This is a genomic window from Mesorhizobium sp. P3_A9, from assembly GCF_056402975.1.
Genome location: NZ_JBFUGJ010000226.1, coordinates 1 through 10,018 on the forward strand (window position 1 = coordinate 1; position 10,018 = coordinate 10,018).

10 protein-coding genes are annotated in these 10,018 nt (G+C 65.0%); 9 read left to right on the forward strand and 1 reads right to left on the reverse strand.

Annotated elements, in window-relative coordinates:
* On the reverse strand, window positions 1-934 hold a 934-nt coding region (locus AC1DX0_RS24505; RefSeq protein ID WP_477357144.1), incomplete at its 3' end, for an oxidoreductase.
* Between the two features lie 264 nt (window positions 935-1,198).
* Between AC1DX0_RS24505 and AC1DX0_RS24510 the strand changes: the two genes are divergently transcribed.
* The 9 genes from AC1DX0_RS24510 to AC1DX0_RS24550 all read left to right on the forward strand — a co-directional run.
* Window positions 1,199-2,695: an aldehyde dehydrogenase family protein gene (locus AC1DX0_RS24510; protein WP_477222900.1), complete on the forward strand. Its 1,497-nt coding sequence runs from the start codon at window positions 1,199-1,201 to the stop codon at window positions 2,693-2,695.
* A gap of 131 nt (window positions 2,696-2,826) precedes the next feature.
* On the forward strand, window positions 2,827-3,102 hold the full coding sequence (locus AC1DX0_RS24515) for a hypothetical protein (protein WP_477222899.1): 276 nt from the start codon (window positions 2,827-2,829) through the stop codon (window positions 3,100-3,102).
* 148 nt (window positions 3,103-3,250) lie between these two features.
* A complete protein-coding gene (locus AC1DX0_RS24520) occupies window positions 3,251-4,399 on the forward strand; it encodes a GNAT family N-acetyltransferase (RefSeq protein WP_477222898.1) in 1,149 nt (382 codons plus the stop codon).
* Window positions 4,400-4,413: 14 nt separating this feature from the next.
* Window positions 4,414-5,241 (forward strand): MurR/RpiR family transcriptional regulator, encoded by an 828-nt coding sequence (locus tag AC1DX0_RS24525; RefSeq protein WP_140710033.1) that lies wholly within the window; start codon window positions 4,414-4,416, stop codon window positions 5,239-5,241.
* Window positions 5,225-6,121 (forward strand): N-acetylmannosamine kinase, encoded by an 897-nt coding sequence (locus AC1DX0_RS24530; protein ID WP_477222897.1) that lies wholly within the window; start codon window positions 5,225-5,227, stop codon window positions 6,119-6,121. The genes AC1DX0_RS24525 and AC1DX0_RS24530 overlap by 17 nt, the downstream gene beginning before the upstream one ends.
* A 64-nt stretch (window positions 6,122-6,185) precedes the next feature.
* On the forward strand, window positions 6,186-6,893 hold the full coding sequence (locus AC1DX0_RS24535; protein ID WP_477222896.1) for an N-acetylmannosamine-6-phosphate 2-epimerase: 708 nt from the start codon (window positions 6,186-6,188) through the stop codon (window positions 6,891-6,893).
* A complete protein-coding gene (locus AC1DX0_RS24540; RefSeq protein ID WP_477222895.1) occupies window positions 6,890-7,906 on the forward strand; it encodes a Gfo/Idh/MocA family protein in 1,017 nt (338 codons plus the stop codon). The genes AC1DX0_RS24535 and AC1DX0_RS24540 overlap by 4 nt, the downstream gene beginning before the upstream one ends.
* A 74-nt stretch (window positions 7,907-7,980) precedes the next feature.
* Entirely contained in the window at window positions 7,981-9,273 is a 1,293-nt protein-coding gene (locus AC1DX0_RS24545; protein WP_477222894.1) for an ABC transporter substrate-binding protein, read from the forward strand.
* A 74-nt stretch (window positions 9,274-9,347) separates the two neighbouring features.
* Window positions 9,348-10,018: carbohydrate ABC transporter permease (locus AC1DX0_RS24550; protein WP_477357146.1), on the forward strand; the 671-nt coding region annotated here is incomplete at its 3' end.

The following is a 10,018-nucleotide window of genomic DNA, read 5'->3' on the forward strand; positions in this document are numbered from 1 at the left end:
GCGAAACCATSGTGTCGGGCGAGGTGAAGCGGCCGACGCCGACMACCGGYTTYTTSGTCAGCGAYTTGACGAARTCGATCACCGGCTCGTGGCTGCCTTCGCCGGTGAAGCGTGACGCCGAGCAGTCGGTCGGGCTGGAATCCATCTTGACGTCGAACAGGTCAGGCAGGTCGGCCAGCAGTTCGATCAGCTCGTGCGCTTCGGAGGGCTGGTTGCGGCCGGGCCGGCCGCGCAGTTCCTCGAGGCTGACGCGCAAGGCGACGCCGCAATCCTTGCCGACGGCGTCCTTGGTGACCTCGATCATCTCGCGCACGAAGCGCACGCGGTTCTCGATCGATCCGCCATATTCGTCGCTGCGGTGATTGTATTCGGGCAGCAGGAATTCGTAGCCGAGATAGCCCATGCCGGCATAGACATAGACGACGTCGAAGCCGGCCGTGCGCGCCTTGCGCGCCGCYTCGGCCTGGCACCKCAGCACCTCKYKWATRTCGGCCTTGTCCATCGTCTTCGGCCGCAGATTGCCCATGAAGCCGACATGGGTGGCCATCCAGGGAATCCCCGACGGCGACAGCGGCGGCAGGCGGCTGGTCCTGTTCATGACGGATGCGCCGCCGTGCCACAATTCCACGCCGGCTAGCGAACCATGGCGATGCACGGCCTCCGTCATCAGCGCATGGGCGCGGATGTCGTTGTCGTCCCACAGCGTGGCGAAAGGCAGCGGCGCGTCGTCCGAGCTCGGATCGATCGAACAGGCGCCAGTGCAGATCACGCCCCAGCCGCCTTCGGCCTTGGCTTCGCGAAAGGCGGCGCGCACGCGCGGCAGGGCGTTGGTCATGCCGCTGGCGTGCGGCACCTGGTAGAAGCGGTTCGGCGCGGTGACCGGCCCGATACGCATCGGCTCGAACAGGATTTCATAGCGGGGATTGCAGGTCATCGGGGCTTCGCAAACACGCTTGTTGAACGATCGTACAACAAGCATATTCGCTGATATTGCAGAACGCAATGGCCCAAAGCATGGGATGGTGGACGCTCGAACCTTGGAGCGCGGCGCGAACCACTGGCAAGGGCTTGCTGGCACCGTCGGGGACGTCGCTCGCATGGCACAGTCCGATTATCTGAACGCCCCTTTTAGCTTTCCTTGTTTGAGGTCGCCGGCGGCGGGAGTAAGAGTCGCGGCGGAATTCGTGAGGAGGACGCCGTGACGCTGAATTTCGACCCGAGGGCGAAGGCCACGTCGCTCTACCATGGCGAATTCCGGCCGATGTTCATCGGCGGCAAATGGGTTCCGGCGCAGTCCGGCGAGGAGATGCAGGCGCTCAACCCGGCAACGGGCGAGGTGCTGGCCACCGTGCCGCGCGGCGGGGCCGCCGACATCGATGCGGCGGTGGCTGCGGCGCGAGCCGCCTTCGAAGGCCCATGGTCGAAATTCTCGCCCTATGAGCGGCAGTGCGTGCTGTTACGCATCGCCGATCTGTTCGAGACGCATTGGGAAGAACTCAGCGTTTCCGACACGCTCGACATGGGCCTGCCGATCACGCGCACGCTGGCCAACCGCCGCCGGGTCATCGGCATGCTGCGCTTCTATGCCGGCATGGCGACGGCGCTGCATGGCGAATCCATCGACAATTCGATCCCAGGCGAGATCGTCTCCTTCACAAGGCGCGAGCCGGTCGGCGTCGTCGGTGCGATCATTCCCTGGAACGCGCCGACCGCCGCCTCGATCTGGAAGATCGCGCCGGCGCTCGCCACCGGCTGCACCGTCGTGCTGAAACCTTCAGAGGACGCCTCGCTGACGCCGCTTTTGATCGCACGGCTGATGCAGCAAGCCGGCGTGCCGGACGGCGTCGTCAACATCGTCACCGGCACCGGGGCCGAGGCCGGCGCGCGGCTCGCCGAACATCCCGACGTCAACAAGATCGTCTTCACCGGCTCGACGCTTACTGGGCAGGCCATCGCACGGGCGGGCGTGACAAACCTCAAGCGCGTTTCGCTGGAGCTCGGCGGCAAGTCGCCGATCATTGTCTGCCGCGATGCCGACATCGACAAGGCGGTTCCGGTCGCGGCGATGGCGGTGTTCGTGCATTCGGGCCAGATCTGCATCGCCGGCTCGCGCCTGTTCGTGGCGCGCGAAATCCACGATGAGTTCGTGCGCCGCGTCGCCGAGTTTGCCGGCAAATTGCGCATCGGCCATGGCATCGAGGCTGAGACCGAAATCGGGCCGCTGATCAATGCCAGGCAGGCCGGTAAGGTGGAGGGCTACATCAAGGCCGGCAGCGACGAGGGCGCGGAACTGGTCACTGGGGGCTCGCGGCTGACAGGCGAACTTTATGATGGCGGAAACTTCATCGCGCCGACTGTCTTCGGCGCGGTGTCGGACAAGATGACCATCGCGCGGGAAGAGATTTTCGGGCCGGTGATTTCGGCAATGCCGTTCGACACGCTCGACGAGGCAGTGGCGCGCGCCAATGCGACGCCCTACGGCCTCGCCGCCGGCATCTTCACCACCCATCTGGGCACCGCGCACAAGCTGGCGCGGCGCATCAAGGCCGGCTCGGTCTGGGTCAACATGTACCATGCCATCGACCCAGCGGTGCCGTTCGGCGGCATGAAGATGTCCGGCTATGGCCGCGAAGGCGGCATCGAGCACCTGCATGAGTATCTGGAGACCAAGTCCATCTGGATCCAGACCGACTGATATTCAGGCGAGGCCGGCCTGCGACCGGCAGCGTGCAAATCGCCGGCAGGCAAACCGCTGCGTGGGAACCTTTGTTCGGTTGGCGATTTTTGCCTATATTGGAAATGCGAACGGCCAGGAGGGTGTTGCGTATGACGACGAAACGGTTTGCGATCTGCGCTTTGGCTCTCGCCATGGGCTGTATGGTGTCCTCATCGGCGCTCGCCGGGGCCAAGCATCGCCACCACCAGGCCGAGCCGGAACGCTATGTTCCCGCCCAGGATGATCTCATCGACTTCCTGTTCGGCGGTCCGCGCTATTACGACCAGCAGCTGTTCACGACGGCGGCAGGCGCCTGCTCCTACAACCGGACAGGGCCGGACGCGAATGCGATAAACAAGATCAACGATCATCATTGCGGGAAATGATCAGCTGATCTGTCTATGGCAGGCATAGGCCGGTCTCCTCACGAGAGCTTACGGACATAAGCGACGGCTCGATGCCGCTGCTGTTTTGCCGCCCATTGCGCATTGGCGATTTCAGGCTATGATGGAAATCTCCAATCGTGAGACGGGTATGAAAAAAAACTCCAAATCTGTCACCGTTGAAGCGGCAACGGCCGGGGATGCGCCTGAAATCGCACGCCTGCTGAGCTGGGCTTTCGGCTTCGGCAAGGCACGATCCGAGGAATACATCGCCAGTGTCGGGCTCGGCTCGCTCAGGCTGCTGCGCGGCGAAAGCGGGCATCCGCAGGCTTGCGCGGCACTCCTCGAGACGAAGCATGTCTTTCACGGCAAGCCGGTGCGGGCGGCCAACATCGCGCATGTGGCGATCGCGCCGGAGCGTCGCGGCCAGGGGTTGGCGGTGCCTTTCGTCGACGCGTTGTGCGCGGAGGCGCAGGGCAAAGGCGCTGCTATCGCCACGCTGTTTGCCTCGGCGCGGCCGGTCTATCGCAAGAGCGGGTTCGAGCTCGCCGGCCATGAGATCGTCTATGAAGCCGAGACGGTAGCCTTGCCGGCCACGAGCCGGCTCGCCTTCGAACGCGTCGAGCTGGACGATCCGCGTCTTGCCGGTGCCTATGCCATCAAGGCAAGCCGCGAAGCCGGGCTGCTCAGCCGCGGCCAGGCGCATTGGAACGAGTTGCGGCGAGAGCCGACCGATGCGCTCGCTGCCTATCTGGCGGAAGGCGATGCGGCCTATCTGATCCTCGATATGGGCGACGAGGCCCGTCTCGATGTCCGCGACTGGTACGCCGCTTCCCCTGACGCCGCACAAGGGCTGCTGTCGTTCCTGGCCAGGTTCCGCTCGGTCTATCCGGCCGTGCGCTGGCATGGCGGCCCGCAGGACGATCTGGTGGCGGCGATGCCGGACAAGGGCTGGCGTCTCGCGCATCAGGAGGAATGGCTGTTGCGGGTGCTCGACCCGGCCGAGGCGCTGCGCCAGCGCGGCTACCATGCCAATGATATCAAGTTGGCACTGCGCATCGGGCCAGCGGAGACGGCGCTGGAGGTCGAGATCAGAGGCGGTGCGGTCGAGGTCCGCGGCTCTGCCGGCGGCTGTGCGACCGTTGCCCTGCAGGCCCAAGCCTTCGTGCAGATATTCACGGGCTTTCGCAGCGCCTCGAAACTGGCGCAGTATGGCCAGGTGACCGGCGATGCGGCTGCCATACGTCTGTGTGACCAGCTGTTCGCCGGACCGCCGCCCTGGGTGGCGGAGCACTTTTAGAGAAAAGGAAATTCATGACACATGCGCTGATAGCGTCGCTGAGGGCGGCGGCTGGAGACATGACGCCGGCACTGGCGCGCGTCGCCGAGACGGTGCTGGCGCAGCCGGATGCCACCTTGCGCCAGAGCATCACCGAGCTTGCCGAGGCCTCCGCCTCGTCCGAGGCCAGCGTCATGCGCTTCTGCCGGGACCAGGGCTTTACCGGCTTCCAGGATTTCAAACTGGCGCTGGCCAAGGAACTGGCGACCGATGAGCGGGCGCGGGACATCGGCTTGCCGACCGACGACATCCAGCGGCTGGTGGAGACCGCCATCATCTCGCTGCGCGAGACCGAACAGCTGATCGTCCGGGAAGATATCGCCACGGCCTCGCGGCAGCTGCTGGCGGCGACGGCGATCGACTGTTTCGGTATCGCCGCTTCCGCGATCACGGCGCAGTACCTGGCCTACAAGATGACCCGCATCGGCAAGCTCAGCCGCGCGCTGGGTGACGCGCATCTGGCTGTCATGGCGGCGGGAACCACGCAGAAGGGCGCCGTGCAGGTGGTGATTTCGAGTTCGGGCTCGACCATCGACGCGGTGCGCATCGCCGAGCTTGCCCGCTCGCAAGGCGCCTTCGTCATCGGCATCTCCAACCGTTCGAAGAGCCCGCTGGTCGCCGCCTGCGACCTCGCTTTGATCGCGTCCTGGCCGGAAACGCCGCTGACCGGCGGCGCGTTTCCGTCGAAGATCAGCCAGTTGCTGATCGTCGACGCGCTGGCGGCCGAGATGATGCGGCAGGATCCGGCACGGCTCACTTTGCTCGGCCGCACGGCGGAGGTCGTGAGTGACCGCAGCTTCTGATCGTGCGGTCTTCGCCGTCGACATTGGCGGGACCAAGATCGCCGCCGCCGAAGTGCGCGACGGCCAATTGCACGACAGGCGCCAGACGGCGACGCCGAGAACGGGCAGGGGCGACGATCTGGTCGCGGCGATCGCCGGGCTTGCGTCCAAGCATGCGCCGAGTGCCGTCGCCGTTGCCACCACCGGCATCGTCCGCGACGGTGCGCTGACCGCGCTCAATCCGCAGACCTTGCCGATCGAGAACGGCTATCCGCTGGCCCGGGCGCTCGAAACGGCGCTCGGCGTGCCGCCGCTGGTCGTCAACGATGCGCAGGCGGCGGCCTGGGCCGAATTCTGCGTCGGTGCCGGCCGCGGTTATCGCAATTTCGCGTTCTTCACGGTTTCGACCGGCATTGGCTGCGGCCTGGTGATCGACGGCCGGCTGCAGACCGGCGCCACCGGGCTTGCTGGCCATGCCGGACATATGATGTCCGACCCCGGCGGCGCGATCTGCGGCTGCGGCCGGCGCGGCTGCCTGGAGACGATCGCGTCCGGCACCGCACTTGCCCGTCGCGGCAGCGAGCGGCTCGGCCGTCCGGTTGGCGCGCCCGACCTGTTCGTGGCCGCCAGGCAAGGCGACGCAATTGCCGCCGAGGTGATCGCCGCCGCCGTCGAGGCGCTGGTCAACGGCTTCGCCGACCTGACGGCGGCCGTCGACATTGATGGCTTCGCGGTCGGCGGCGGCGTCGGGCTGGCGGAGGGTTTCATCGCCGCCCTGCAGGCACGTTCCCGGCATCTTCCAGCCGTTTTCCAGCGCCCGATCGTTGCCGCGCGGGCTGGCGCCGACGCGGGCCTGCTGGGGGTCTCGCTGCTCTTTGACGGAAATTTTCATCAAGAATAACTTCTTGACAAAAACTTTCATCTACGGTTGATTGCAGGGGTAACGCTCGAAGGAGAAACCCCAGGTGCAAGGCGATGTGCTCGCTCAGCTCGATGGAACGCTGGTTGTCTCGTGCCAGGCTGAATCCCACATGCCGCTCGACGCTCCCGAGCACATTGCCGCCATTGCCCGGTCGGTCGTCCTCGGCGGCGCCACCGCTGTGCGCATCGAGGGTGCCGCGAACATAGAGGCCGTCCGCAGGCAGGTCGGTGTTCCCATCATCGGCCTGATCAAGGCGCGCCGTGGTGACACCGAAATCTACATCACCCCGACGCTCGCCAATCTGGCGTCGGTCATCGAGGCCGGCGCCGCCATCGTGGCTCTCGATGCCACCAACAGGCCACGCCCGACCGATCTCAAGACGATGTTCGCTGCGATAGCGCAGAGGGGACGCCTGTCGATGGGCGACGTCAGCACGCTCGATGAAGGCAAGCGCGCCCTCGATGCCGGCGCCTCCCTCATCAGCACCACCATGGCCGGCTACACACCTTACTCCAACCAGCAGCGCGGGCCGGATTTCCAGCTGATGGAACAGCTCGCCGGCGCCGGCCTGCCGTTTGTCGCCGAGGGCCGCATCTGGACGCCGCAGGAGGCTGTCCGCTGCTTCGAGCTCGGCGCCCGTTTCATCGTCGTTGGCGGCGCCATCACGCGGCCCGACGCCATCACCCGCGGCTTCGTCGACCAGGTCGCGTCGTGGAGCGCCAATCCGCAATTGAAGAGGAACCAGTCATGATCAAGCGCCGCCGCGTCGCCGTTATCGGTGCGGGCTTCATGGGCTCCATGCACGCCGCGATCTTTGCCAATCTGGTCGGCTGTGAACTGGCGGCGATCGTCGATCCCAATCTGGAACTGGCCGGCGCTGTTGCCGCCAAGGCGCCGGGCTGCAAGGTCTACGCCAGCCATGACGCACTGCTGGCCGGCGAGCGCGATCTCGACCTCGTCTCGATCTGTACGCCCGACAATCTGCACCTGGCGCCGGCGGTTGCCGTGGCCAAGGCCGGCATCAACATCTTCGTTGAAAAGCCGATCTCCTCCACCATCGAGGATGCCCGCGCCATCATCGCGGCCTGCGAGGCGGCCAAGGTCAAGCTCGGCATCGGCTATCTCCTGCGCTTCGATCCGCGCTACGCCGCGGCCAAGGAGCTGATGATCTCGGGCAAGATCGGCGATCCGATCCACATCTATGCCCGGCGCAACAGTGCCCGAACCGAAGGCCCCAAGCGCTATGGCGGCAGACTGCCGCTGGCACTGCATGTCACCGTGCACGATGTCGACATGGTGCTGTGGATGCTCGACGGTCAGCATCCGGTTTCCGTCTATGCCCAGCAGACCGACATTCTGCTCGGCGCGTCGGGCACACAGGACAGCCTGGCGGCAATTGTGCGCTTCTCCGGTGGCACGGTGGTGAACTTCGAAAGCGCCTGGTCGCTGCCGGCCGGCGCCCGCCACATGATCGATGCCCGCATGGAGCTGATCGGCACCGAAGGGTCGTTCGAGGTGCAGTGCGGAGACAGCGGCCTCTACTACGCCAGCAATGAAACCTCGCGCGAGATCGACACCCAGCATTGGCCAGTCGTCAATGGCCGTCTCGACGGCGACCTGGCGCGTCAGCTCAGCGGCCTGCTTGCCTGGCTGGATGGCGCCGCCATGCCGATCGCCAGCGGTCGCGATGGTCTTCGTTCGCTCGAACTCACACTGGCGATGATGAAGTCGGCTGAGAGCGGCGAAATCGTGCGCCTTGGCTAGAGCAAGGAAGATCACGTTTACAGGCGAGTAAATTTGAAACGAGGCCAAAGCGGCCCGACAATGGGAGACGAAAAATGCTTAACAGACGCACTGTATTGATGCTTGGCGTGGCTGCCGCCGCGCTTGCCACGGCCCTGCCGGCCCTGGCACAGGACAAACCGTTCGACGGCGTGCAATTGTCGGTGCTGCTCGAAGGCCACCCGACGACCGATGCCATCCAGAAGCTGCTGCCAGCCTTCAAGCAGGCGACCGGCATCGACGTGGCGCTCGAAGTCGTGCCCGAGCAGGACATCACGGCCAAGGAGCTGCTCGAATTCTCCTCCAAATCCGGCCGCTACGATGTCGTCCAGAACAACATCATCTACCTGCCGGGCTTCGTGAAGTCGGGCTATGTCGTGCCGCTCGACGATTTCCTGGCCAAGCACAAGGAGAACTTCGACAAGGCCGATTTCGTGCCCGGCTATTTCAACACCAACGTCGTCGACGGCAAGGTCTACGGGCTTCCGGTCTATGGCGAGAGCACCTTCGTCATGTACCGCAAGGATCTGTTCGAGCAGTACGGGCTCGCGGCGCCGAAGACGTTCGACGACATCGAGAACGCGGCCAAGACCATCTCGGAAAAGACCAACAAGCAGGTCGCCGGCATCACCATGCGCGGCCAGCAAGGCATCCAGGGCGTCTATGTCTGGGCTGCCTATCTCTGGGGTTTCGGTGGCTCGTTCCTCGATGCCGGCGGCAAGTCGGCGCTGGCAACGCCGGAGGGCGTCGCCGCACTCGACGCCTTCACCAAGCTGCTGAAGGATTACGGCCCAGTCGGCGTCGCCAATTTCGGCTGGGAAGAGAACCGGCTGCTGTTCCAGCAAGGCAAGGCGGCAATCACGCTCGATGCCACCGTCAACGGCGCCTACAATGAGGACCCGACCGTCTCCACCGTCGTCGGCAAGGTCGGCTATGTGCCGGTGCCGATGAAGTCCGCCTCGCCCAAGGGCGGTTCGTCCTCGCTCGCCGTGCATTCGATGTATGTCTCGGCTGAATCCAAGAACCAGGAAGCGGCCGCATTGTTCGCTGCCTGGGCGACCGCCAAGGAGCAGCAGCTGAAGGCGATCGAGACCGATCCCAATTCCGGCGTGACCTCGCTTTCGGTGCTGAACAGCGAGGCGTTCGGCAAGCGCTACGGCGCTTTCAAGGATGGCATGATCGCCGCCATCAACGCCGGCAATCCGCAATATCTGCCGACGGTCGAACAGGCCAACGAGATCATCAACAACACCGGCATCGCCGTCTCCAAGGCGCTTGCCGGCACGGCCAGCGCCGCTGACGCCTTGAAGGAGGCGGACGAGGCCAACAACGCCGCGCTCGCCCGCTAGGCGGGCAGGCGTGCCCTGCCGCGTGCGCTTCCTGTGCGCGGCAGGGCGAAATCCTCAACTGATGGATTGAGACCGTGGCGACAACAGCGTCGGATCCGACGAAGCATTTCTTCCAGCCGATTATCGTCTGCCTGACCGTGGCATCGGTCGCGCTGACGCTGTTTGTGATCTGGATTTCGCTGCACGATCTGTCGCTGATGCGCGCCGGGCGTGAGAAGTTTGTCGGCCTCGACAATTACCTCCGCTTCTTCGGCGATCCGCGCGCCATGGCCGCACTGTGGCGCACGGTGCTGTTCACGACGCTGGCGACGGTGATCGAGATCGCGCTCGGGCTTGCCGTCGTGCTGTTCCTCGACCGCGACTTCGCCATGAAGCGGCTGGTGCGGACGCTGCTTTTGGTGCCCATCATCATGACGCCGGTGGTTGTCGGACTGACATGGCGCTTCCTGTTCGATCCCGCCACCGGCATGGCGAATTATCTCCTATCGCTGGYCGGCATATCTCAGGTCGACTGGCTGGGCAGTCCCCAACTAGCATTGTTTTCGGTGCTGATCGCCGACATCTGGCAGTGGACGCCCTTCGTCATCCTGCTGGTGATGGCGGCATTGGAATCGGCACCCACCGATCCGCTCAATGCGGCCCGCGTCGACGGCGCGCGCGAATGGCAGGTGACCTGGTATGTGCTGCTGCCGATGCTGCGCCGGGCGCTGGCCATCGTCGCGCTGATCCGGGCGATCGACAGCAT

Coding starts and splice junctions, on each gene's coding strand:
- AC1DX0_RS24515 (WP_477222899.1), top strand. CDS start 2,827: ATGACGACGAAACGGTTTGCGATCTGCGCTTTGGCTCTCGCCATGGGC.
- AC1DX0_RS24520 (WP_477222898.1), top strand. CDS start 3,251: ATGAAAAAAAACTCCAAATCTGTCACCGTTGAAGCGGCAACGGCCGGG.
- AC1DX0_RS24525 (WP_140710033.1), top strand. CDS start 4,414: ATGACACATGCGCTGATAGCGTCGCTGAGGGCGGCGGCTGGAGACATG.
- AC1DX0_RS24540 (WP_477222895.1), top strand. CDS start 6,890: ATGATCAAGCGCCGCCGCGTCGCCGTTATCGGTGCGGGCTTCATGGGC.
- AC1DX0_RS24545 (WP_477222894.1), top strand. CDS start 7,981: ATGCTTAACAGACGCACTGTATTGATGCTTGGCGTGGCTGCCGCCGCG.